This is a genomic window from Dietzia timorensis, assembly GCF_001659785.1.
Classification (GTDB): domain Bacteria; phylum Actinomycetota; class Actinomycetes; order Mycobacteriales; family Mycobacteriaceae; genus Dietzia; species Dietzia timorensis.
Map to the genome: position 1 here is coordinate 1,386,563 of NZ_CP015961.1, position 22,775 is coordinate 1,409,337.

A 22,775-nucleotide genomic window follows, 5' to 3' on the forward strand; every position below is an offset into this window, starting at 1 on the left:
GGGTAAACCTTTCGTTTGGGGGCTTTAATCTTGCTGGTCTCGGACCGCCCGATGGGGCGGGCTCAAGTATGAATGGCGCTGGGGCGAAGTCTCCACAGCGCCGTGCGTCAAGCGCAGTGGTACAGACTAGCCGACGCGGACATCGCGAGACTGTTCGCGGAATCCAGGTCGTCCGGGCCCTGCATCGCGAGCCGGTCGACGCCGCGCATCTGGCGTTTTGCGATGCCGGCGAGTGCACCGGAGGGAGGGAGTTCGATGAACGCCGACACGCCGAGCTCTGTCTGCGTTTGCGAGCACAGGTCCCATCGCACGGGGGAGGTCACCTGCGAGACGACCCGGTCGAGGGCCTCGTGGCCGGAACTCACAGCCTGTCCGTCGACGTTGGACAACAGGGTGCATTCCGGATCGGACACCGTTACTGCCGCTGCTGCCGTTGCGAACTCCTCGACGGCGGATTGCATGAACGGCGTATGGAAAGCGCCTGCCACCTCGAGCTGCCTTACCTTCGCGCGCGTTGGGGGATTCTCCGACAGTGCGGCGCACGCCGCAGCGTCGCCAGCGGCGACGATCTGGCCGGAGGCATTGATGTTCGCGGGGTAGAGGCCTGCGTCGGCAATTGCTGTGCGCACCTCGTTCTCACGGCCCCCGAGCACGGCGACCATCGAGGTGTCGTGATCGGCGCACGCCTTGGCCATCGCCGAACCACGGATGGCGGCAAGCAGCACGGCGTCGTCATCGGAGATGACGCCGGCCATTGCGAGAGCGGCGAGTTCGCCAATGGAATGTCCGGCGACCACGGTGTCGCGGTGGCGATCGTCTGCTGGCGAAACTTCTGCTTCGGGCAAGAGGCCGCGATCTCGAAGTTCCGCTGCCGCGAGAAGCGCTGCGGCAACCACGAGAGGCTGCGTCACGGCAGTGTCGCGGATCTCGTCCTTCGACGCGGTTGTACCGAGCGTGACGAGGTCGAGACCGCTGGCGGCGGACCATTGCTCAAGGCGGGCGCGAGCTCCGGGACGCTCTAGCCAGTCGGCGAGCATCCCAGGCTTCTGCGAGCCTTGTCCGGGGGCGTTGAATGAAAGCACGTGTTAAAGCAAACACCCGATCCATAGTCGATGCTGATGTTTTGCTAACCAGAATGCGCACTCAAAATTTGTAGGGATCCCACAATACTGCTGGTATGTCGTGCCCTATCTGTTATCAAAGAATTTTCGTTACACGAACTACAAGAATGAGATTTATGTAAATCAGTGTGACGAGTGGGGCGCCAGGCGCCCCAGAGTCAGGGCAATCCGCAGGACAAAGGAGTCGCGGGGCCGGAGGGGGTCGTACTGTGTGATTTGGGCAACACGTCTAAGGCGATAGCGGACTGTGTTGGGGTGAACGAACAACTCGCGTGCGCATGCCTCAACCTGGCCACCATGCTCGATATATGCGTGGAGCGTCTCTTCGACAGACGCATCGGCCGCGCGAAGAGGACCTACTACCGTATCGACAAGAGTGCGTCTTGCCGTTTCGTCTCCGGCCAGAATTCTTTCGGGCAATAGGTCTACGGCAGAAACAGGGCGCGGAGCATTTGGCCACGCGGCGACCGCTTCGAAGCTCTTGATCGCTTCGGCCGCGCTCTGGGGGGCTTGAGAGAGATTGTTTACTGTCGGGCCGAGGACAACCGGGCCATCGGCAAAGGTCTCGAGAATGCGCTGCGGAATCATTGTGGCCGCAGGAAGCGACCCGGACAAGACCACGACGAAGCGGGCGCCCTGCACCACGGCAAGAGCTTGCCGGTCGTCGGCCGTTGCGGCCAGGTGGATGTCGTTGACGGCGGTGATGCCGAGGTTGGCCTTCGGCAACCCGACAATGACGGTCAGCGGCTGGGTCGTATCCCAGTTCAGGGCCGCCGAACCAGAGTTGAGGTCAGCCATATCGTCTCCGCGAATGATCGCATCGACAAGCATGGCTTCCATGCGTGTGTCCCAGGAGCCGCGGTTCTCCGCTGCCGCTGCATATACGGCGGCGGCGGTGAACCCGAGTTCGCGACCGTATCGAAGCAGCGCCGTGATCGTGGCATTTCTTTGTCCCTCGTTATGTGAAACACGGGGAAGGACCAACTCGAAGTAGTCGAGCGTCGATCGAACGAGTTGGACCGTTTCCTGGAGCGAAAGGGAGCTGCCGGATTCGCCGGGCAGAAGCTTGAAGGCCGCGATCGTATCGGACAGTTCCGCGTCGGGATTCTTCGTCCAGGCGGCGAAGTCCCGGATTGCGCTCTGGATGATTAGATGAATCTGTGCCTTCTGGTCCGCCGGCAGTACTTGGAAGAAGGTCAGCTGGGTTTCGAGCCAGTGCACCGCTTCAGTGGATAGGCGGCCGGAATATCGTGTGAAGCGCCGAAGAAGCGCGTCGGAGATCGGCCGCGTACGCGGCGACTCATCGGATTTCCTTCGACGAACGGACTTCGTCTCGGTTTTCGATGAGCCGCTAGCGCGCGCGGCCGAGTTCTCATTCGCGGCCGAGTTGTCGGCCGGGTCGATCGAGTCCAACTCGAATATCACGCCACTCCAGGGTCGGATGTCTGCTCGGGTGCGGCATCTACGCTATCGATTTCGAGGTCGCGTGTTGCCTGAACGAGCTGATCATGTCCGATTGTGCCCTCCTTGTACAACCCGCGAAGAACGGCGATGACGATGGATTCCGCGTCGGTGTTGAAGAAGCGACGTGCAGCTGGACGGGTGTCGGAGAAACCGAATCCGTCTGTGCCGAGGGTGTAATAGGCCCTGGGGATGAACCCACGGATCTGTTCGGGCACCGCTCGCTGGAAGTCGCTCACCGCGATGACCGGACCCGCGCCTTCCTCCAGCTGGGACGTGACAAACGGTACCTGGGCTTCTCCCTCAGGGTTCCGGAGGGCGTATCGATCACAGGCGAGGCCGTTCTTCGCGAGTTCGTTCCACGAGGTCGCCGACCACAGATTTGCTGCTACGCCGTGATCCTCCGCGAGAATTTCCTGAGCTCGCATGGCGGCGTACATGCCGACGCCGGAGGCGAGGATATCGGCTTCCAGGCCGGAGTTCTCGGCCTTCCGGAACAAGTAGAGGCCGCGAAGAAGTGCGTCGACATCGAGATCTTCGGGTTCGGCCGGCTGCGTGGCAGGCTCGTTATACAGAGTGATGTAGTAGGAGACATTGCGATCTTCGTCGTGAGGAACCGGCTCGACTCCCTGCTCCGGTTCGACCTCGGATCCTGGGCCATACATGCGCTCGATTCCGGCATGGAAAATGTGGGCAAGCTCGAAACCGAAAGCGGGGTCATAGGCAACGATCGCGGGATTGGTTGCCGCCAATAGCTGCGAATGGCCATCCATGTGCTGGAGGCCTTCGCCGGTGAGCGTGGTCCGGCCCGCCGTCGCGCCGAGAAAGAACCCGCGGGCGAGCTGGTCGGAGGCCGCCCAAATAAAGTCCCCTGTGCGCTGGAATCCGAACATCGAATAGAAGATGTACACGGGAATCATCGGTTCGCCATGAGTGGCGTAGGCGGTACCGGCAGCGGTGAATTCGGAAACTGAGCCCGCTTCGTTAATGCCCTCATGCATGATTTGTCCAGAAGTGGACTCCTTGTACGAAAGCATCAGGTCATGGTCGACCGAGGTGTAGTTCTGGCCGTGTGGGTTGTAGATCTTCAGCGTCGGGAACCACGAGTCCATTCCGAACGTCCTGGCCTCGTCCGGAATGATCGGGACGAACCGCTTCTTCAGTTCCGGATCGCGCATCAACTCCTTGAGGATCCGTACGGACGCCATCGTTGTGGCGACTTCCTGGTTACCCGAACCCTGTCGCATCTTCTTGAGTTTGTCGATCCCGGGAACGGTGAGCGGGGTAAACGTGTGGCGGCGCTCGGGTACGAATCCACCGAGTTCCTTCCGGCGTTCGAGCAGATACTTTATTTCGGTCGAATCAGGCTCGGGCTTGTAGTAGGGCGGCAGGTATGGATCCCGCTCGAGCTCTTCGTCGGTTATCGGGATTTCCTGCTTGTCGCGGAAATTCTTGAGGTCATCGAGCGTGAGCTTTTTCATCTGGTGGGTCGCGTTGCGGCCCTCGAAATTGGTTCCGAGGCCGTACCCCTTGATCGTGTGCGCGAGGATCACGGTCGGCTGGCCCTTGTGTTCCAGTGCAGCCTTGTATGCCGCGTAGATCTTTCGATAGTCGTGGCCACCGCGCTTGAGTGCCCAGAGCTCGTCGTCCGTCCAGTCCTCGACCATTTTCGCCGTACGCGGGTCACGATTGAAGAAGTTCTCGCGAAGGTACTTGCCGTCGTTGGCGCGAATCGTTTGGTAGTCGCCGTCGGAGACATTGTTCATGAGGTCCACGAGGGCGTTCTCGGTGTCCATCGCGAACAGGGTGTCCCAGTTGCGGCCCCAGATCACCTTGATGACGTTCCAGCCGGCTCCGCGGAAGTAGGACTCGAGTTCTTGAATGATCTGGCCATTACCGCGCACGGGGCCGTCGAGCCGCTGCAGGTTGCAGTTGATGACGAACGTGAGGTTGTCGAGCGCGTCGTTGGCTGCGATCGCGAGGGCGCCGCGCGATTCGGGCTCGTCCATCTCCCCGTCGCCGAGGAACGCCCACACGTGCTGGTCGGAAGTGTCCTTGATGCCGCGATTGGCGAGGTATTTGTTGAATCGTGCCTGGAAAATCGCGTTCATCGGGCCGATGCCCATGGAGACCGTGGGGTACTCCCAGAATTCCGGGAGACACCTTGGGTGGGGATATGAGGGGAGGGCGTGTCCGGCCTGGGACTTCTCCTGGCGGAAACCGTCGAGCTGTTCCTCGGTAAGGCGACCCTCGAGAAATGCCCTGGCGTACATGCCGGGTGAGGCGTGTCCCTGGAAGAAGACCTGGTCCCCGCCGCCTGGATGGTCCTTGCCGCGGAAGAAGTAGTTATAACCCACCTCGTAGAGAGGCGCGGCGCCTGCATAGGTGGAGATATGCCCGCCGACCCCAATCCCGGGGCGCTGGGCACGGTGGACCATGATCGCCGCGTTCCAACGCACCCATTTGCGGTACCGGCGCTCGATCGTCTCATCTCCGGGGAACTCGGGCTCTTGCGATGTCGGGATCGTGTTGACGTAGTCCGAGCTCGTCAATGCGGGTAGGGCTACGCGTTGCTTCGAGGCTCGCTCTAGGAGTCGAAGCATCAGGTAGCGAGCGCGCTCGGGGCCCGCCTCGGCTAAGAGCCCATCGAGCGAGTCCATCCACTCCTGGGTTTCCTCAGGGTCCGAGTCGGCGAGGTACGAGGCAACGCCTTCGCGGAGGATGGGGACATTGGCGCTGTGCGCGCCGGAAACGACGGCGTCCTCGCCGGTATTCGGGCTCATTGAATCTCCTTGGTGCGGTCATCCGGTATCGAAGTGGTGTATTCGACGCCGATCTCTGCAAATAAGTAGGTGGCATACCTGCAGGGGAACTCACCGCGCCGTCGAACTCGCGGGGATGGCGACATCCGGTACGGAACGGTGAAGCAAATACGTGACAGTTTGCTCACGTTCCACGGTAGCGCGGATCACAACGACGCGTGTCAAGAGCGGTGGTCCGGCGCCATGTGAGTCGGGAAAATCCAGGAAATCTGGGCTACGTACCTTCTACATTGCTATCCGAGGCGATAAGTTGACACAGTAGTGTTGAAGGAAACAGCGCAACCCGGCAATGCTGGGACGCACTCACATGAGGAGGAAAGAAACTTGGTCGCTTCGGCAGACCCCGAAGGCACCACTCAAGACGCCACCGCGGTCGACGTGCAGAATCTCGAACTCAAGAAGGGAATGCTGGTCCAGGAAGTCGGTTGGGACGAAGACTGTGACCCGGCATTGAGCGAAGCCGTGGAGGATCTCATCGGCTCCGTCTTGCTTGAAGACGACACTGACGAGGTCGTCGATGTGGTTCTTTTGTGGTGGCGACAGGGCGACGGAGACCTTGTCGACCGCCTCATGGATGTCATGGGCCCACTGTCCGATGTTGGCTGCGTGTGGGTATTCACCCCGAAGACCGGCCTCGATGGGCACGTGGAGCCCGCCGTCATCGCCGAATCCGCCCAGACCGCCGGCATGATGCAAACGAAGACCGGCGGCCTCGGCGAATGGGCAGGAGCTCGGCTCGCACTGCGCAAGGGAAGCGTTCCCAAGCGCTAGCGGTGCCGCGTTTACGGCTACCGCGCACGATGCGGTATCGTCATCCTGCATGCCGCGCCATCGGTGCGGATAGGCGCGTATAACTCAGCGGTTAGAGTACTGGTCTTACACACCAGCGGTCGGGGGTTCAAATCCCTCTGCGCGCACATTTTTGAACGCCCGTCCAGTTTTCTGGGCGGGCGTTTTTCTTCCCGGCCCTAATTTAGGGTCCGCTAATTCTGCTTTCCTAAACCCATGACAAGTTAGGTCACCCTGTGCCATGCTCGTGTGCATGACACAGCTCCACTTCGGCCCGACCTGCGAGGCATCCCGAACCACGGACAGCGCCGACCACAGCGATGTCTTCGGAACCTCCGACCCCGAACTCACACTCGATCACGAGTTCGCCACCCGCATTTCGAAGGACGTCTGCGTCGACTGCGGTTCGCTCACGACCATGCTCACGCGGTTCGTCCTCGGCGACGGGATTGCCCACGCCGCGTACTTCGCCTCCTTGCACCCGTGCGCCGAGCCCGCCACCGGGTGGCCCGAGATGTGGATCGATGCGATTTTCTCCGAGTCCTGGGACGAGGGCTCCGCCGATCGCACGACGTTCGGCTGCAGAATCGGTTACGTCGAGGGGGAGGGGTATCCGGTGTGCACGCTCGTCGACGCGGCTACCGAGCATCCGGACACCGCGGACTTCGGGCACAAGCTATCCGCAGCGGAGGCCGACAAGCACCCGGCTCTTCCCGAGTTTCGCCGCCTCGTCGGTTTCGCGCTCCTCGCCGACGACGTCCTCCGCGTCCACATGGCGCTGCCCACGGGCCACCCGGGACTGGCACAGCGGACATAGGCGCCCGTACGCTCCCCGCTACGATTCGCTGTATGACGTCGGACCTCCTTACCCGCGCGGCGGGCCTCTCCCTCGGCTTCGCCGCGGACCGGATGTTCGCGGACCCCGAGCGTTGGCACCCGGTAGCGGGATTCGGGGCCGTGGCCCAGGGAGGCGAACGCGCGCTCAATCGCCGTGGCGCCGCGCCGACGAGCTCGCGTGCAGCCGGGATCGTCTTTGTCGCCGGGATGGTCGGCGGGGCCGCGTCGCTCGCTGTCGCCTCCGGCCGACTCGCCGATCGCGCGCTGCGACGTCATCCAGTGGCTCGCATTGCGGCGGACATCCTTGTCACCGCCGCCGCGACGTGGGTGAGCCTGGGTGGGACCTCACTGCTCCGCGTCGCGGGGACTATCGGCGACGCGCTGGCGACGGGGGACGACGACACCGCCCGCGAGTGGTTGCCGTGGCTCTGCGGAAGGGAGCCGTACCTGCTCGATGCGCAGGAGTTGGCGCGGGCGACCGTCGAGTCCGTCGCGGAGAACACTGCCGACGCTCACGTTGCGCCCGTGATGTGGGGCGCCGTGGCCGGGGCGCCTGGGATCCTCGCCTACCGTGCGGCGAACACGCTCGACGCGATGGTGGGACACCGCAGCGAGCGCTACGAGAACTTCGGCTGGGCCGCGGCCCGGCTCGACGACGTGCTCAACTGGGTGCCGGCGCGGCTCGCGGGGCTCGCAACGATCGCGATGGCGCCGTCCGTCGGTGGGCGCATATTCGAGGCCGCCGGTGCGTGGGCGCGCGATGCGCGAGGGCACCCCAGTCCGAACGCGGGGGTTGTCGAATCGACAGCGGCGGGAGCGCTCGGAGTCGAACTCGGTGGGCGCACCCCGTATGCGTACGGGGTCGAATTCCGCGGGCTACTCAACGCGGGCGCGGCGCCCGTGCGGGCGGCGGACATCCCGCGGGTCGTCGCACTCGAGCGCCGCGTGCAGGACGGCACCGTGGTTGTCGCTTGTGTCTGCCTCATGGTTGCCGGCGTGGCCCGCCGAAGCGAACCGGACTAGATTCGGCTGCGATTCCTGCGCGCTCGCCTCTGCTCTGCGCGAATTCGTTCGCCTCCGTAGCGGTCCGCGAGTACCGCGCCCTCGTCCTGCGGAGACGTCCGCTCGGAGGTGGCGTTCTCGCCGGGTGCCGGCGTGCCGCCGCCCGAGTCGGCCGGTGTCGATGCGGCGGCGGGCGAGGTATTCGCGGCGGGCCGCTCCCGGTCGGGGCGCGGAAGCAGCGAGCGGCCGCGGCGATTGCGCAGCTCCGACGCCACGAAGTAGATCAGCGCTGCCGGTGCGAGAATGCCGAACGCGATCCATTGGAGGCCGTAGGACAGATACGGCCCGCTTTCGATGGCCGGTGTCGGGATGGCGCCGAGCGCGCCAGGCTGGCCGCCGTTGAGCTGCAGGTATTGCGGGGCGAGGTCGACATCGGCGAATTGTGGAAGCGCGGAGATCTCGTTGACGTTGAAGGTCTTCACCGTGTCGACGCCGCGGATCTCGGTGGGCTCGGCAGGCTGCGGCTCCGCCTGGCGGAAGCGCGCGGTGATCTCCACCTCGCCGCCGGGCACAGGGGGGATGTCGCCGATCGCGCCCGCCGCTCCTACCGGGACCCACCCGCGATTGAGCAGCAGCGTTCGACCGTCGTTGGTCTCGAACGGGCTGAGTACCTGGTAGACCTGATTGCCGTCGACCGGGCGAAGGCGAACGAGGATCTGGTGCTGCGGATCATCGTCGAATCGGCCCGTGGTGGAGACGAAATGCCATTCGAAGCTCGCCGGGTCCTCGGCATCTAGCGCCTCGTCGACGGGAACGGGATCGGCCTCGCTCGCTTCGACGAGACGGTCGTTGCGCGCATTGAGGCTGTCGTTCTTGCCGAGCTGCCACGGCGCCAACAGCATGAAACACGCCACGGCGAAAGCGATCACGGCGATGATGCCGAGCAACCAGCCGGGAGTGAGGACACGCTTGAGGTTCACACCTCTACGGTAACCCGTGCCCGCCGCGCCGAAGAAGTCGCGGCGAGCTCTGGTGCGGCCGGCGCCGCCGCGTCGACCAGGGCGACGTCAGGCAACCGTCAGACCTCTTGGCGAATGGCGTCTACCAGCCCCGGAAGAGCAGCCGATATCTGACGGCGGACGGTGGCGAAATCGCGTGGCGAACCGTAGTAGGGATCTGCGACATCCACACCATGGGCGTCCGGATCGAATTCGCGTAGCAGCCGAATTCGCTCCGGGTCGGCGCCGGAATGGCGCAGCGAGCGCGCATGGCCGGAGTCGAGCGCCACGAGCAGGTCCGCGCCGAGCAGACGCTCGGAGACCTGCTGGGCGGCGTGCGTCGAATCCAGGCCGAGGCCTTCGAGTTCGGCGGCGGCACGAGGGTCCATGCCTTCTCCGGTGTGCCAGCCGCCGGTGCCGGCGCTTTCGACCGACACATTCGCGCCGAGTCCGGCATCGTTGATGGCGGCTCGGGCCATCACCTCCGCCATCGGTGAGCGGCAGATATTCCCTGTGCACACGAACACCACGCGATACGGATCGGACATACCTTCGGCACCTTCCATTTCGGCACGATTCGAGGTCATCGAATCACAGCTTACCGACGTCCCCTGCCTCCGCGGCGAGGCACAGTAGGCTGGAAAATCGTGGCAGATATCTCGCCCGCTCCGTCGGCCCCCGAATTTCACGGCGACCGGGAACTGTTCCCCGGTTGCCTGGATTTCGCCGTCAATGTGCGCGCGGCGCGTCCGCCGTCATTGATGCGCGAAGCGCTGCTCGGGGCGGTAGAGGACATCGCCGCCTATCCGAGCGCGGACGAGGCCGAGCGGGTGCGGGCACAGATCGCGCGGCGCCACGGCGTCACCGATGAGGAGGTCCTCCTGCTCGCCGGCGGCGCCGAAGGGTTCGCGCTGCTGCCCGCGCTCGGAATGGCGTCGCTGACCTGCGTGATGCCGAGTTTCACCGAGCCGCTGCATCAGGGGCGCAAGGCCGGACTCCCGGTGCATTCGATCACCCTCGATTCGCCGTTCGACCTTTCGCCGTCGGCCGCGCTGGAACCGGGCACCGCGCTCGTTCTCGGCAACCCGTGCAACCCCACCTCGCGCCTGTATTCACCCGCGGAGATTCTCGACTTCGGCGCGGGCGCGGAGGCGCTCGTCGTCGACGAGGCCTTCATGGACATGACCGCCGCCGGGGAGCCTTATTCGCTCGCCGGCGCGCGCGTTCCCGGGGTGGTCGTGCTGCGCTCGCTCACCAAGACCTGGTCGCTCGCGGGCCTGCGCGTCGGCTACGCGGTCGGCGATCCGCGCCTGCTCGAACGGCTCGCCGCGCGCCAGGGGCACTGGCACCTCGGCACGCCGCAATTGCGTGCCCTCGGCGTCGCCACGAGCGAGGCGGGCGAGGACTGGGTGGCCGCCGAACGGGCGCGTATGCACGCCGAGCGCGACGAGATGGCTCGCGAGTTGGCCGCCGCCGGTATCGGGATCGTCGCCGATCCGCAGGCGCCGTTCTTCTTGGTGACGGCGCCGCACGGCGTCCGCACGGCGGACTTCCATTCGGCGCTCATCTCCCACGGCATCGCCGTGCGGCGCTGCGAATCCTTTCCCGGACTCGCGCAGCGCGAAACTCCGGGCGGCGCTGTCGGTCCCGGATACTTCCGGCTGGCCGTCCGCCCGCCGGAGCAGGTAGAACGGCTGATAGCGGCCTGGCGCGGTGCCGAGGGCGACGTGAGCCAGGCGAGATGACACGGTGAGCGACGAAGTGGTGAGTGAAGGAGAGCTGCGAATGAGTGGTGCACACGAGGCGACAGGCGCGAACGCGACAGGCACCCCGACGTTGGCCGAGGTGATCGCGGTGCTCGAGGACGCCTACCCGCCGGCGCTGGCCGAATCCTGGGACGCCGTCGGGCTCGTCGCCGGCGACCCGGCCGACCACGTCGACACGGTGGCCATCGCGGTGGACGCGACCGACGAGATCGTCGACGACGCCATCGCCGCCGGCGCCTCGTTGCTGCTCGTCCACCACCCGCCGCTCATGCGCGGGGTCAACTCCGTCGCCGCGACCACCCCGAAGGGAAGGCTGCTGCACAAGCTCATCGCGTCCGGTTGCGCGTTGTTCGCAGCGCACACCAACGCCGATTCGGCGCGGCCCGGCGTCAACGACGCGCTGTGCGAAACGCTCGGCCTTCCCGCCGGCGTGCCGCTCAAACCCCAGGTCCCATCCACCGTCGACAAATGGATGTTCACGTGCCCACCCGAGGACATCGACACCGTGCTCGACGGCGTGTTCGCCGCAGGTGCGGGTGAGTTCGACGGATACAGCGGTTGCGCGTTCACACACTCTGGCAGGGGGCAGTTCCTCCCCGGCGACGGCACGAACCCGACGATCGGGGCGGTCGGCGAGCCCGAGAAGCTTACCGAGATCCACGCCGAGTTCATCGCGCCCGCGGCGATTCGCGAGAAGGTGCGCGCCGCTCTGTTCGCCGCGCACCCCTACGAGGTTCCCGCCTACGACATCCTCTCCTCGCACGCAGTCGGCCCTGCGGACACGACATCGGCGGGGCTCGGCAGGGTGTGCGAGCTCCCCGAACCGCGCACGCTCGCGGACCTGACCTGCGATTTCGCCGCCTGGCTGCCCGCGACAGTGGGCGGGCTGCGCGCCGCGGGCGATCCCGACATGCTGGTCCGCAGGGTCGCGGTGTGCTCGGGCGCGGGCGATTCGATGTTGGGCGCGGCCCGCGCGGCCGGTGCGGACCTGTTCGTCACGGGCGACCTGCGTCATCACCCGGTCGACGAGCACCTTCGGCTCGGCCCGCCTGCGGTGATCGACGTGCCCCACTGGGCCGCCGAGTTCCCGTGGTGCGCGCAGGCGGCAGAGCTGCTGCGCGACCGCGTCGGAGTGGAGGCTACGGTCCTGGGCAGGCGAACCGACCCGTGGACCGTTCACGCGCCCAGCCCCAAGTAACCTCGATTCGAAGGGGCCCAGGGCTTTCGCACGTCAACGATGTCGAGGAGACAAGATGCAAGCACCGGTAGACGAACAACGTCATCTCGTCGAAATCGCCGAACTCGACGCGCGGATCGCGGGGCTGCGGCACAAGGACAAGCATCTTCCCGAGCAGGAGAGCCTCGACGAGCTGCGTGAACAGCGGCGCAGCGCGGCGGGCGGAGCGGCCCGCGCTCGCATCCGCCTCGAGGACGCCGAGCGCGCCCACAAGAAGATGCTCTCCGAGCTCGCCGACCTTGATAAGCGAGCAGCCGAGGCTGCGGCCACCGACGAGGCTTCACTGCCGACGGCGAGCGCGCGCCGCGACGCCGCCCACGAGAAGGGAGCCGTGGCCAGGCTGACCGAGGAATTGAAGGCCCAGCTGGGCGATCTCGAGACCGCGCGCGAGGCGGGAGAGGCCGATGTCGCGCATCACGGGGCGATGCTCGATCAGCTCGATTCGAAGATCGCCACTGCCGAGATAGCTCGGCTCCACGCTATCCACGACGTCGGTGCATCCCTCGAATCCGCGCAGAGCCGCCGCGCAGCCCTGGCCGCGCAGGTCTCCGGCGAACTCATGGCCGAGTACGAACGCATCGCAGCCGAGCGCGGCGCCGGGGCAGGCGAGCTTCATCCACACCGCTGCGGCGCCTGCCAGATGGAGCTCGACCGCGCGACCATCGCCGCGTTTCACGATACCCCGGCGGGCACCATCATCCACTGCCCTGAATGCGGCGCGATCCTCGTACGCCCCAAGGGGGCACAGTGAGTACCGGTGCCGCCGAGGCTCGTTCGGGCGTCAAGCATTCGGCCGGATGGGTGGCTGGATCGGCGACAATGACCCGGATCCTGCTCGTGCGTCACGGACAGACACCGATGTCGATCGACCGGCGTTTTTCCGGACACGGCGACCCGGAACTCACCGAGTTGGGCGAGCGCCAGGCGGAGGCGACGTCCGCCGTCATCCAGAAAATGACCACAAATGACGCCGGAGGAAGCGATATCCGGGCGATCGTTTCCTCGCCGCTTTCTCGGTGTCTCGCCACGGCCACGCGGCTTGCTGACTCTACGGGTGTAGAAGTGTCGGTCGATCAGGGCTTGATCGAGACGGATTTCGGCGAATGGGAAGGGCTGACCTTCGGCGAGGCGGCCGATAGAGACCCTGAACATCACAGGTCCTGGATCGGTAGTCCGGCGCTTGCGGCCCCCGGAGGGGAATCCTTCGACGAGGTCGCCGCGCGGGTGCTGCCCACGGTCGACAGGTGGACGAAGCAGGCAGAGGGCGGGACACTCGTGGTCGTCAGCCACGTCACGCCCATCAAGCTGGTGCTCCAGCAGGCACTCGCAGGCGGGCCCGAATTCGCCTATCGCCTACACCTGGATCTGTCGCAGGTATCCGAATTGCGGCGCTACAGCGACGGGCAGGCAAGCGTGCACCTGGTCAATTCCACCGCGCACCTCGAGGGGATCGAGTAAGCGATCGGCCCGGCCATTATGCAATTCGGTGCGGGGAACCTCTAGAATTCTGCACGGAACGAGTCGGCCAGACGGCCGCGACTTTCGGAACCGCCGGCAGCTGCCGGCAGGCCGGAGTCGAGGAAAGTCCGGACTCCGAAGAGCAGGGCGGTTGCTAACGGCAACCCGGGGTGACCCGCGGGACAGTGCCACAGAAAATAGACCGCCGCCGCCCCTCGTGGACGGCGGTGAGGGTGAAACGGTGCGGTAAGAGCGCACCAGCGCTGCGGGTGACCGCAGCGGCTCGGTAAACCCCGCCCGGAGCAAGATCGAAGGCCGCACCAGACGGTGCGGCTGCGCGCATGGTCGAGGGCTGCTCGCCCGAGTGCGCGGGTGGATTGCTCGAGGTACCCGGCGACGGTGTGCCCAGATGGATGGTCGTCGCCTCGCGCGAGCGAGGGCCACAAAATCCGGCTTATCGGCCGACTCGTTCTTCCCACGTGCCGCGGGCATTTCGCGCCTATCATTGCGGGCATGTGGATGACCTCCCGCGATCTGGATTTCGCTCCCATCAGGACCGAGTTCGAGCTGCCTCCCTCCGGGGACGATGCGTTCCCCTCAGACGTGCGGGCCGAGGCAGTGGCCGCGCGGGATCTCTTCGCCGGCGAGCGGACGGACTTTTCCGACCTCGCGCTCGTGACGATCGACCCGCCGGGGTCGATGGACCTGGACCAGGCGGTGCGCATCGAAGCCCGATCCGGCGGCTGGGTGGTCTATTACGCGATTGCTGACGTCGGGGCGCTGGTGCCGCCCGGCGGTGCGATGGAGGCCGAGTCTCTGCGCCGTGGGCAGACCATCTACCTGCCCGACGGATCGGTGCCACTGCACCCGCGCGAACTCAGCGAGGCCGCGGGCTCGCTTCTGCCCGGCGAGGCCCGCGCGGCCGTGCTGTGGCGCGTGGAGATCGACGAGGAGGCGCGCGTGCTGTCGACCGACGTGCAGCGGGCGACGGTGCGCTCACGCGAGCGTTTCACCTACGCCGAGGTCCAGGCCGCCGCAGACGAGGGCACGCTCGCCGAACCGATCGCCGAGCTGCCCGCCGCCGGGCGCGCGCTGCGGGCCGCGGGAGTGCGCGCCGGCGCCGTCAACCTGCGGATTCCCGCCCAGGACATCGAGGGCGGCGCCGGGCATTGGGAGCTGCGTATCGAGCAGCGCACCGAGGCCGACGAGTGGAATGCGCAGATCTCGCTGCTCGTGGGCAGGTGCGCGGCAGCGATCATGCTCGACGGGAAGTGCGGCGTGCTGCGCACCCTTCCGCCCGCGGACGAGGAGACGCTAACGAATCTGCGGCGCACCGCGGCGGCGCTGCAACTCGAGTGGCCGCAGGAGCAGTCCCTCGGGGAGTTCCTCGATTCCGTCGACGTCAACAACTCGCGTGGCCTGGCGATGATGCGCGCGTCCACCGCGGCGCTGAGAGGCGCCGACTACGCAGCGTTCGACGGGCAGAATCCCAAGGAGCGGGACCACGCCGGGATTGGCGGGCCGTACGCGCACGTCACCGCGCCGCTGCGCCGGCTGGTCGACCGCTTCGCCACCGAGATCTGCCTCGCGCTGACGGCGGGCACCGAGGTTCCAGGGTGGGTCCGCGGCGCGATGGAGACGTTGCCGGAGGTCATGAACAGCTCTTCGCGCACAGCGTCATCGGTGGACCGCGCCTGCGTCGACCTTGCCGAGGCGGTTGCGCTTGAGGAGTTCGTCGGCGCCCCGCTTGCGGTGTATGTGCTGCGCTCGAGCACGGAACCGAAGACGCCCGAGGCGAAGGAGCGCCCGGGGGAGGTGTTTCTCGCGCAGCCGCCCGTGTTCGCGCCGTGCACCGGGCCAGTGTCCGAGGGGATGACGGCGACTGTGTTCGTCGCAGTGGCCGATCGGGATACACGCCGGGTGGAGTTCTCGGCCGAGGAGCCCTCCGAAAACACAGCGGACGAGCACGCGGAATCCGTTCCCGACGCCGCGAGCTAATCGCGGCCGACCGTGCGGAAGTACCACACGTAGAACGCCGTCCAGCCTGCCCAGTACACCGTCGGCGCCAGCCAGGAAATCTGGCCGGGGAAGAGCTTCTTACCTGCCGTGTGCGCCAGGTGGCTCGCGCCCGGGACGAGGACGAACCGAGTCATCCGCGCCGGCACGGACCACGCCAGAAACGCCGGGAGCGACCGCCCCTGCAGCCCCGAGGTGCGGGCGAAGATCTTGTAGGGCACGCCCTTGGTCGGCCCGACGAGCACCGCGAGATCGCCCTTGGCGACCAGGTCGCGTTCGGCCGTGGCGATCATCGTTTCGCTGATCGCGGGCAGGCGCTGCAACATCGCGGAACTCTCGTCCGCCGGGACCTTCGCACCCCAGCGGTAGGTGAGCACGCCGCCGACGAGCGCGCCGCCGAGCGCGGACAACGTCGTCTCCATCGACCTGCGCGGATGCCGCAACGCGACCTTGCTCAGCCACACGTCCGGGACGATAAAGAACGCGGTCGCCTCCGCGAACCCCCACCCGGCAGCCACCGCATGATCCATTCGTGCGCCCATGATCATTTCCTCCCGAACTCGACTGACTCCGACGTCATTACCCACTGACCAATGAGAGGGAACATTTCGGCGAAAAGTTCCCTCTGAAGATCGTGGCCGCGCGGAGAAGCGCCCGACGCGGACCGGAACTTTATACAGTGTGATGCATCGAGTGCGGCCGTGAGCAGCATTCGCAACGGGGAAGGGGCCCTCATGTCGGGACCGGAATCGGTGGAGGGCGCGGGAGCGATCCCGCGCGGTACGCAGCGGCGAGACATCCCGCAGCGCAGCACGGGCTGGGCGGCGCGCGCGGCGGACGCGATGGCCGGCGCCGGGCTCACCCCCAACCAGATCTCGGTGCTTTCGGTGGTCTTCGCCGCGTTCGGGGCCGCGCTGCTCGTCGCGTCCGCGCACGTGGGCACTCCCGTGCGCTCGGTTCTTCTCGTGGCCGTCGCGGTGCTGCTGCCGCTGCGCCTGCTGGCGAACATGCTCGACGGGATGCTGGCCGTCGAGAAGGGTATGCATTCGCCGGTGGGAGACCTCTACAACGAGGTGCCCGACAGGCTGTCCGACGTGCTCGTCTTCGCCGCGGCCGGTTACGCCACAGCCGGGGCGTGGATCGTCGGCACTACGGATGTAGGAGTTGTCCTCGGGTGGTCCGCGGCGATCGCCGCCGTTCTCACCGCGTACGTGCGCAGCCTCGGCGCGGCGAACGGTACCGGCAATTTCTTCCACGGGCCGATGGCCAAGCCGGCGCGCATGTGGGTGATTGTCGCCGCGGCGCTGGTCTCGCTCGCCGAACCGACGTTGCCGTTCGAGGAGGGCACGGTGTTCGCGGTTGCCCTCGTGGTGGTCGTCGCCGGCTCGGTGGCCACGGTTATCGTCCGGCTGCGGCTCGTGGCACGACGTATGACGGCGGAGGGGGAGTCCGCATGAGCCGGGCACACTCGCGTTCATCCGGAATCGCAATGTCCGGCGCGCGCTCGGTCGTCGCCGCGGCAGTGGCCGCGATCGCCGGGGCCAAACCCGAGTTCGCCGCGAACGGCGAGGTGCGCGACGGTTCGACGGTCGATCTGCCCACCCAGGCCATCTTCTACGCCAATCATTCGAGCCACCTCGATTTCGTCACGCTGTGGGCGTCGCTGCCGCCCCGGCTGCGCAACAGGGTTCGCCCCGTCGCGGCCGCCGACTACTGGTCGAGCGGGTTCAAACGGGCAGCCGCCGAGGGGTTCTTCAACGCCTACCTCGTCGAACGCGGCGGCTCGAGCGCTCGCGAGGGCGAAGCCCCCCAGCACCCGGACCGGGCGAGGCGTTCCTCCAGTCAGATCGACGGGATGAACGAGGTGCTTTCGGCGGGAGACTCGCTCATCATCTTTCCGGAGGGCACCCGCGGCACCGGCGAGAAGCTCGCGCGATTCCAGGCGGGCCTGTATCACCTGGCCCGCAAGAACCCCGAGATCCCCGTCATCCCCGTCGCGCTGGCGAACCTCGGCAGGATCTTGCCCAAGGGGGTGAAGATCCCCGTCCCACACCTGTCCACGGTGCGTTTCCACGAGCCGATCGGGGTGGGCGAGGAGGAGTCGAAAGAGGAGTTCCTCGGGCGCGCCACGGCGATCATCAATCGCTCGCTGCGCAGCTTCGACCCGGACATGGATGACGAGCCCGAACCGGGCGAAGATTCCGCATCCGATCCGAAGGAGGAAAAGCGATGATCGGCCTCGTCGACGCGCGCACCGGGCTCCTGCTCGGCGGGGTCTACGGCGTCCTCGTCCTCGCCTCGGCGGTGACGGCGGTGCTCTACGCCGTGCTGGACCGCGAGAAGAACGCCGGCCTGCTCACCAACCTCACCCAGCGCATCGCTGCCTGGTGGTTCATGATCACCGGAATCGCCGTCGCGCTGCTCGCGGGAGAGACGGTCGCCGTGCTCGCGTTCCTGCTGTTGTCCTGGCTCGGCCTGCGCGAATTCATCACCATCTCGCCCACGCATCGCAAAGACCACAAGACGCTCGTGTGGGTGTTCTTCGTCATCACCCCGCTGCACTATTTCTTCGTCTGGCAGCACTGGTACGGCATGTTCGCCGTCTTCATCCCGGTCTACGCGTTCCTGTTCCTGCCTACGCGCAGCGCGCTCGCGGGCGAGACGAAGAACTTCCTGCGACGCACCGCCGTCACCCAGTGGGCACTCATGGTGTGTGTCTACGCGGTGAGCTACACCGTCGCCGTGATCAACCTGCCCACGGCTATGGAGCACGGCCGCGAGTTCGCCGAATACGCGCCCGCGGGGTCCGGCGGCGCGGCCGGGGCTCAGCTGCTGCTGTTCCTGTTTATCGTCGTCCAGGGCTCGGACGTGCTCCAATACATCTGGGGCAAGACCCTCGGCCGCCACCCGATCGCGCCGGCGGTGAGCCCGAACAAGACGTGGGAGGGCTTCGTCGGTGGAGTCCTCTCTGCCACCGCCCTCGGCACGGCGCTGTGGTGGATCACCCCGTTCGCGCCGTGGCAGGCCGCGGCCATCTCGTTCGCGTGTTGTCTCATGGGCTTCTTCGGCGGGCTCGTCATGTCCTCGATCAAGCGCGACCGCGGGGTCAAGGACTTCGGTTCGATCATCCCCGGGCACGGTGGAATCATGGACCGACTCGACTCGCTAGTCTTCGCAGCGCCGGTGTTCTTCCACCTCGTCCGCTTCTTCTTCACCTAGAGCTCGCCAATCCGTCTACCCTCGACAGGGAGACCGAACCAGCCACCGACCGAACGCGCACATTAGGGAGCCACATCTTATGGCAGACAACGGCAACGACACCGAGTGGTACTACAACACCAAGACCGGCGAGGTTATCCAGGGCAAGCAGGAGGGCTACACCGACCGCATGGGCCCTTACTCGAGCCGCGAGGCCGCCGCCCACGCGCTGGAAACGGCCAAGGAACGCAACAAGAAGTGGGACGAAGACGAGGACTAGAGACTTGTCCGGCGGGAGCGCCCCGCCGGGCTACTTCTTGTCCTTCGACTTTTTCTTCTGCTTCTGCTTCTGCTTCTTCTGATTCCTCGCCGCGCGAAGCTTGCGCTGCGAGTCCTGCATTTCCTTGAACGCCGCGGACACCGTCGCCGCCTCGTCGGCGAAACCCTCAAGCGCGCGCTCGGAGGAGAATCGCTCGTGCTCGAACAGCACCCCGAACCCGAAGGTCGGTTCCCCCGCGGCCTCCGCGCGCCGCGAGATCCGCCGGATCCATTGCCGCGCCGTCACCGAGTCCTGTACGTCGCCGAGCACGTCGTGTAGCCGCTCGCTCGCCGAGCGGAGCGAGACCACCTGCGGCATCTCTTTCGAATTGATCGACGCCGCCGTGCGCCGCAGCGCCTTGTTGCGCTTGCGCAGGGTATGGGTGAGCTCCTCGCGCTGCGCCAGAGTCAGGTTGAGCGATTCGAGCTCGTCCTCGACCCGGGCCCGCGCTTTGTCGAAACGCTTGAACTGCCGCTGCGCGCCCTGGACCACGGGGTCTGACGTCGGAGCCCCGGATCTACCCTTGCCGAACCCCTTCTTCCCGGACGAAACGATCTCCTTGGTCCGGCCCGAACGGACGCGCTGGGCATCGGTAGGCGCCTCCATCTCGCCTGCGGCCTCGACCACCTCGTCGAGCGCGTCGAGCAGCGCTAGGTATCGCGGATTCTCGAGGCCCATCGTCACCCGCTTCGCGGTGCGCTGCTCCTCGTGGTCGAGCTCGGAGAAGATCCGCTCGCGCACCGAGTCGGGGACGAGATCACGCGGGTAGCCTTCGGCGACCTCGTGCAGCCGCGCGCGCACGACCTGCACGTCCCGCGATTTTCCAAGCATCCGGATGAGCTCTGTGAGCTCGCGTTCGAGCGCCGGGATATCGATGCCCTCCCGCGCACCCGGACGACCGTCGGAGTGCTCGTCGTCGATCGCCTCGCGGGCCGCGGCCAGCTCCTTCGCGTGCGCGTTGAGCGTCGTCTGCAGATTGCGCGCGGACGTGCGCATCGCGTGGATGCCGACCTCCAGGCCGAGACGCGCTCCGGCATCCCCGGACAGCAATTTCTCGACATCGGCACGAAGCATGGAAGCCACCGCCGATGACGCCGGAGGCGCGGCGTCATCTGTGGGGCCGATGGTTTTCGCGAGCTTCGACGCGAGCGGCGAGGCGGTCGCACCGGCGCCGAGGCACGCCGCCGAGAGCCGGGACAGGACGTCGACGGAGCCGTCCCGTTCGGAGTCGACGAGCTCGAGTTCCCATTCGCGCCACGAGATCGACGCGCCGTCCGCGAGCCGGGTGCCTTGGACGTGGTCATCGCAGAACTCGACCATCGGCGAGCCGCCGCGCTTGAGAACGGTCTCGTGCCGCTCGTTGTCGATGCGCGCGATGGGGATCAGCTCATCGCGGCGGGCGTAGCCCCATACCGCGGTGCGGACCTCGTCCGGCACGTCCGTCGAATCGGTGAGCGGGAACGACAATTCGGTGCGTCCTGTGGAACCTGCGGAGGTCTCCACGGCGGGGAGCTTGATGTGCCATCCGTCGTCCTTGCCGCCGGTGCGGCGGCGAACGGTGATCTTCGCTCTCGTGAGTCGCAGATCCTCCGCGTCGTAGTACGTGGCGGACAGGTGGTGGACCTGCTCCGTGCGCGCGTCGAGGTCCCCGCCGAGCGTCAGGTCGGGGACGTCGGCGCTGGTCGAAACATCGAAAGTGGACTCCACTTCCCAGTGCGTGCCGGGTGTCATGAACCCACTATTACCAGCTTTTCTCGCGGCTCAGGCGGCCGGATTCCCGCCTTACCCCGGGCGGGAGGACGCGGCGGGACGCGCCGGGTCAAGCGTCCGGGCGGAAGCGGTCCGTCGCCGTCAGCAAGTGGTGGGTGGTCATGGGTTCGGCCATGGCGTGGCCGGCCTCGGGGGAGATGTGGAGTTCGGCGGCGGGCCACATGGCGGCCAGTTCGAACGCGTTGGTCACCGGGCACACCACGTCGTAACGGCCGTGCACGATGACGCCCGGGATGTGGGCGATGGCGTCCATCCCGTCGAGCAGCGGCCGGTCGGCGAGGAACGCGTCGTGGAAGAAATAGTGGTTTTCGATCCGCGCGAAGGCCAGGGCGAAGCGGTCGGCCTCGGCGGGATCCGCGCTCGCGGCGTCACCGCCATCGTCGGGATTGTTGACCAGATGCGAGGTGTTCTTCTCCCACGTGGTCCACGCATGCGCGGCCTCGAGCGCCACAGCGGGATCGTCCGATGCCAACAGCTCGTGGTATCGGGCGACGTGATCGAACCCCGGCGCGGAGAATGTGCGCAGGCCATCCCCGCGCGCCTCCGGGCCCAACACGGAGAGGTACCCCTCCCACTCGTCTGGGAACAGATGCGCAGCACCGCCACGGTAGAACCAGTCGATCTCGAGCGGGCGGCACAGGAAGATGCCGCGCAGCACGATCTCGGTAACCCGCTCGGGGTGGGCTTGCGCATAGGCGAGGCCGAGCGTTGAGCCCCAGGACCCGCCGAAGACCTGCCACGCATCGATGCCTAGGTGACCGCGCAGCGCCTCGATATCGTCCACGAGGTTCCACGTCGTGTTGTGCTCCAGGTCCGCGCCGTCGGCGATATGCGGCGTGGACCGCCCGCACCCGCGCTGGTCGAAAAGCACGATGCGGTAGGCGTTCGGATCGAACATGCGGCGGTGCTCGGGCTGACAACCGCCGCCGGGCCCGCCGTGGATGAACACGACGGGCTTGCCATCCGGATTTCCGACCTGCTCGTAGTAGAGCTCGTTGCCGTCGGGGACGCGCAACATCCCGGTGTCGTAGGGCTCGATAGCCGGGTACGGGGTGCGCAATTCGGACACGCGAATTCTCCTAGAAGCTGTGGTCTTCGTCGGGGAAGGAACCATCGGCGACCTCTGCTGCGTATTGCACCGCGGCCGCGCGCAACTCGTCGGCGAGCTCGGCGTACCGCTTGACGAACTTGGCCGTACGCCCCGTCGTCATCCCGGCGAAGTCCTGCCACACGAGCACCTGGCCGTCGCAATCGTTGCCGGCGCCGATCCCGATCGTGGAGATCTCGAGTTCGCGGGTGATTTCGCCGGCGATGTCGGAAGGCACCATTTCCATGACCACCGAGAACGCGCCGGCCTCCTGCACGGCGCGAGCATCCGCCCGAAGCTTCTCGGCGGATTCGCCGCGGCCCTGCACACGGAACCCACCGAGACCGTTGACCGACTGTGGGGTGAACCCGATATGCGCCATGACCGGGATCCCGGCGTTCGTGATCGCTCGGATGTGTTCGGCGATATTGACGCCGCCCTCGAGCTTGACCGCGTGGCAGTTGCCGCGCTTCATCATATCCGCGGCGGCCTCGACGGCCTGCTGCGGGGAAGCTTCGTAGGAACCGAAGACGAGGTCGGCGACGACGAGCGCCTTCGGGGCGCCACGAGTGACCGCGCGGACCAGCGGCGCCATCTCATCGACCGTGACGGGCACGGTCGAGTCGTATCCGTACATCGTGTTCGCCGCGGAATCGCCGACGAGCAGGATCGGGATGCCTGCCTGCTCGAAGACCTTGGCCGTCGAATAGTCGTAGGCCGTGAGCATCGCGAACTTGCGCCCCTCTGACTTCCACTGGGCCACGTGATGGACCCGTGTGACCTTCGTCAGCCCTGGTGCGCTCTGGTTTTCGCCGTCCTGGGCCGAAGTGCCCGAATCGCCGTACATAGTGACAAGCACGCTCCCTTTTCACGAAATTCACCCAAGCCCGCCGT

Annotated in this window: 21 protein-coding genes, 1 tRNA gene and 1 other RNA gene; 14 read left to right on the forward strand and 9 right to left on the reverse strand. The window is 66.3% G+C overall.

Translation table 11 applies throughout. The features are described from left to right. Positions 1-107 precede the first annotated feature (107 nt). The 3 genes from BJL86_RS06380 to aceE all read right to left on the reverse strand — a co-directional run bounded on the left by BJL86_RS06380 (position 108) and on the right by aceE (position 5,365). Entirely contained in the window at positions 108-1,082 is a 975-nt protein-coding gene (locus tag BJL86_RS06380; protein WP_075844883.1) for an ACP S-malonyltransferase, read from the reverse strand. A gap of 162 nt (positions 1,083-1,244) precedes the next feature. Continuing rightward, positions 1,245-2,534, reverse strand: coding sequence for a PucR family transcriptional regulator (locus BJL86_RS06385; protein WP_231887279.1), 1,290 nt, complete (start codon positions 2,532-2,534; stop codon positions 1,245-1,247). 8 nt (positions 2,535-2,542) lie between these two features. Next, on the reverse strand, positions 2,543-5,365 hold the full coding sequence (gene aceE / locus BJL86_RS06390; RefSeq protein ID WP_067477116.1) for a pyruvate dehydrogenase (acetyl-transferring), homodimeric type: 2,823 nt from the start codon (positions 5,363-5,365) through the stop codon (positions 2,543-2,545). 363 nt (positions 5,366-5,728) lie between these two features. Here aceE and BJL86_RS06395 point away from each other — a divergent pair, with 363 nt between their 5' ends. The 4 genes from BJL86_RS06395 (at position 5,729) to BJL86_RS06410 (ending at position 8,053) form a co-directional block, all read left to right on the forward strand. Further along, a complete protein-coding gene (locus BJL86_RS06395) occupies positions 5,729-6,175 on the forward strand; it encodes a DUF3052 domain-containing protein (protein WP_197487643.1) in 447 nt (148 codons plus the stop codon). 73 nt (positions 6,176-6,248) lie between these two features. Then, positions 6,249-6,321: transfer RNA gene (locus tag BJL86_RS06400), tRNA-Val, on the forward strand. Between the two features lie 125 nt (positions 6,322-6,446). Continuing rightward, positions 6,447-7,010, forward strand: a complete 564-nt coding sequence (locus BJL86_RS06405) for a hypothetical protein (RefSeq protein WP_156515412.1) — start codon at positions 6,447-6,449, stop codon at positions 7,008-7,010. A 32-nt stretch (positions 7,011-7,042) separates the two neighbouring features. After that, positions 7,043-8,053 carry a cobalamin biosynthesis protein gene (locus BJL86_RS06410; RefSeq protein WP_067477110.1) on the forward strand — a complete coding sequence of 337 codons (1,011 nt, stop codon included), beginning with the start codon at positions 7,043-7,045 and terminating at the stop codon, positions 8,051-8,053. On the opposite strand, the gene BJL86_RS06415 is transcribed toward BJL86_RS06410, so the two are convergent. Both BJL86_RS06415 and BJL86_RS06420 read right to left on the reverse strand, forming a co-directional pair. Beyond that, positions 8,050-9,012, reverse strand: coding sequence for an SURF1 family cytochrome oxidase biogenesis protein (locus tag BJL86_RS06415; protein ID WP_075844884.1), 963 nt, complete (start codon positions 9,010-9,012; stop codon positions 8,050-8,052). The genes BJL86_RS06410 and BJL86_RS06415 overlap by 4 nt on opposite strands. A 98-nt stretch (positions 9,013-9,110) precedes the next feature. Further along, positions 9,111-9,617, reverse strand: coding sequence for a low molecular weight protein-tyrosine-phosphatase (locus tag BJL86_RS06420; protein WP_269447033.1), 507 nt, complete (start codon positions 9,615-9,617; stop codon positions 9,111-9,113). A gap of 60 nt (positions 9,618-9,677) precedes the next feature. Here BJL86_RS06420 and BJL86_RS06425 point away from each other — a divergent pair, with 60 nt between their 5' ends. The 6 genes from BJL86_RS06425 to BJL86_RS06450 all read left to right on the forward strand — a co-directional run bounded on the left by BJL86_RS06425 (position 9,678) and on the right by BJL86_RS06450 (position 15,489). Further along, positions 9,678-10,775: an aminotransferase class I/II-fold pyridoxal phosphate-dependent enzyme gene (locus BJL86_RS06425; protein ID WP_067477588.1), complete on the forward strand. Its 1,098-nt coding sequence runs from the start codon at positions 9,678-9,680 to the stop codon at positions 10,773-10,775. Between the two features lie 40 nt (positions 10,776-10,815). Then, entirely contained in the window at positions 10,816-11,994 is a 1,179-nt protein-coding gene (locus BJL86_RS06430; RefSeq protein WP_067477585.1) for a Nif3-like dinuclear metal center hexameric protein, read from the forward strand. 55 nt (positions 11,995-12,049) lie between these two features. Beyond that, entirely contained in the window at positions 12,050-12,784 is a 735-nt protein-coding gene (locus BJL86_RS06435) for a zinc ribbon domain-containing protein (RefSeq protein WP_067477582.1), read from the forward strand. After that, the gene (locus BJL86_RS06440) at positions 12,781-13,491 is read left to right on the forward strand and encodes a histidine phosphatase family protein (RefSeq protein WP_231887290.1); all 711 of its coding nucleotides are present in this window, start codon (positions 12,781-12,783) and stop codon (positions 13,489-13,491) included. The genes BJL86_RS06435 and BJL86_RS06440 overlap by 4 nt, the downstream gene beginning before the upstream one ends. A gap of 59 nt (positions 13,492-13,550) precedes the next feature. Beyond that, positions 13,551-13,964, forward strand: an RNA gene (rnpB, locus tag BJL86_RS06445) — RNase P RNA component class A. Between the two features lie 40 nt (positions 13,965-14,004). Beyond that, on the forward strand, positions 14,005-15,489 hold the full coding sequence (locus BJL86_RS06450) for an RNB domain-containing ribonuclease (RefSeq protein ID WP_075844885.1): 1,485 nt from the start codon (positions 14,005-14,007) through the stop codon (positions 15,487-15,489). Here BJL86_RS06450 and BJL86_RS06455 read toward each other — a convergent pair. Then, positions 15,486-16,049, reverse strand: coding sequence for a hypothetical protein (locus BJL86_RS06455; RefSeq protein WP_067478454.1), 564 nt, complete (start codon positions 16,047-16,049; stop codon positions 15,486-15,488). The genes BJL86_RS06450 and BJL86_RS06455 overlap by 4 nt on opposite strands. Positions 16,050-16,241: 192 nt before the next feature. Between BJL86_RS06455 and BJL86_RS06460 the strand changes: the two genes are divergently transcribed. The 4 genes from BJL86_RS06460 (at position 16,242) to BJL86_RS06475 (ending at position 18,985) form a co-directional block, all read left to right on the forward strand. Continuing rightward, positions 16,242-16,964: a CDP-alcohol phosphatidyltransferase family protein gene (locus tag BJL86_RS06460; protein ID WP_075844886.1), complete on the forward strand. Its 723-nt coding sequence runs from the start codon at positions 16,242-16,244 to the stop codon at positions 16,962-16,964. Beyond that, positions 16,961-17,740 (forward strand): lysophospholipid acyltransferase family protein, encoded by a 780-nt coding sequence (locus BJL86_RS06465; RefSeq protein ID WP_075844887.1) that lies wholly within the window; start codon positions 16,961-16,963, stop codon positions 17,738-17,740. The genes BJL86_RS06460 and BJL86_RS06465 overlap by 4 nt, the downstream gene beginning before the upstream one ends. After that, a complete protein-coding gene (locus BJL86_RS06470; protein WP_067478463.1) occupies positions 17,737-18,726 on the forward strand; it encodes a phosphatidate cytidylyltransferase in 990 nt (329 codons plus the stop codon). Before BJL86_RS06465 ends, BJL86_RS06470 begins: the two co-directional genes overlap by 4 nt. A gap of 79 nt (positions 18,727-18,805) precedes the next feature. Beyond that, the gene (locus BJL86_RS06475; RefSeq protein ID WP_067478466.1) at positions 18,806-18,985 is read left to right on the forward strand and encodes a hypothetical protein; all 180 of its coding nucleotides are present in this window, start codon (positions 18,806-18,808) and stop codon (positions 18,983-18,985) included. A 30-nt stretch (positions 18,986-19,015) separates the two neighbouring features. On the opposite strand, the gene BJL86_RS06480 is transcribed toward BJL86_RS06475, so the two are convergent. The 3 genes from BJL86_RS06480 to panB form a co-directional block, all read right to left on the reverse strand. Further along, complete coding sequence (locus BJL86_RS06480) at positions 19,016-20,755, reverse strand: CYTH and CHAD domain-containing protein (protein ID WP_067478468.1); 1,740 nt, start codon at positions 20,753-20,755, stop codon at positions 19,016-19,018. Positions 20,756-20,843: 88 nt separating this feature from the next. After that, on the reverse strand, positions 20,844-21,854 hold the full coding sequence (pip, locus tag BJL86_RS06485; protein ID WP_067478495.1) for a prolyl aminopeptidase: 1,011 nt from the start codon (positions 21,852-21,854) through the stop codon (positions 20,844-20,846). Positions 21,855-21,873: 19 nt separating this feature from the next. Continuing rightward, on the reverse strand, positions 21,874-22,728 hold the full coding sequence (gene panB, locus BJL86_RS06490; RefSeq protein WP_067478471.1) for a 3-methyl-2-oxobutanoate hydroxymethyltransferase: 855 nt from the start codon (positions 22,726-22,728) through the stop codon (positions 21,874-21,876). Between the last annotated feature and the right edge of the window lie 47 nt (positions 22,729-22,775).

Coding starts and splice junctions, on each gene's coding strand:
- BJL86_RS06450 (WP_075844885.1), top strand. CDS start 14,005: ATGTGGATGACCTCCCGCGATCTGGATTTCGCTCCCATCAGGACCGAG.
- BJL86_RS06420 (WP_269447033.1), bottom strand. CDS start 9,617: ATGACCTCGAATCGTGCCGAAATGGAAGGTGCCGAAGGTATGTCCGAT.
- BJL86_RS06435 (WP_067477582.1), top strand. CDS start 12,050: ATGCAAGCACCGGTAGACGAACAACGTCATCTCGTCGAAATCGCCGAA.
- panB (WP_067478471.1), bottom strand. CDS start 22,728: ATGTACGGCGATTCGGGCACTTCGGCCCAGGACGGCGAAAACCAGAGC.
- BJL86_RS06480 (WP_067478468.1), bottom strand. CDS start 20,755: ATGACACCCGGCACGCACTGGGAAGTGGAGTCCACTTTCGATGTTTCG.
- BJL86_RS06475 (WP_067478466.1), top strand. CDS start 18,806: ATGGCAGACAACGGCAACGACACCGAGTGGTACTACAACACCAAGACC.
- BJL86_RS06430 (WP_067477585.1), top strand. CDS start 10,816: ATGAGTGGTGCACACGAGGCGACAGGCGCGAACGCGACAGGCACCCCG.
- BJL86_RS06455 (WP_067478454.1), bottom strand. CDS start 16,049: ATGGGCGCACGAATGGATCATGCGGTGGCTGCCGGGTGGGGGTTCGCG.
- BJL86_RS06410 (WP_067477110.1), top strand. CDS start 7,043: ATGACGTCGGACCTCCTTACCCGCGCGGCGGGCCTCTCCCTCGGCTTC.
- aceE (WP_067477116.1), bottom strand. CDS start 5,365: ATGAGCCCGAATACCGGCGAGGACGCCGTCGTTTCCGGCGCGCACAGC.
- BJL86_RS06465 (WP_075844887.1), top strand. CDS start 16,961: ATGAGCCGGGCACACTCGCGTTCATCCGGAATCGCAATGTCCGGCGCG.
- BJL86_RS06405 (WP_156515412.1), top strand. CDS start 6,447: ATGACACAGCTCCACTTCGGCCCGACCTGCGAGGCATCCCGAACCACG.
- BJL86_RS06470 (WP_067478463.1), top strand. CDS start 17,737: ATGATCGGCCTCGTCGACGCGCGCACCGGGCTCCTGCTCGGCGGGGTC.
- BJL86_RS06460 (WP_075844886.1), top strand. CDS start 16,242: ATGTCGGGACCGGAATCGGTGGAGGGCGCGGGAGCGATCCCGCGCGGT.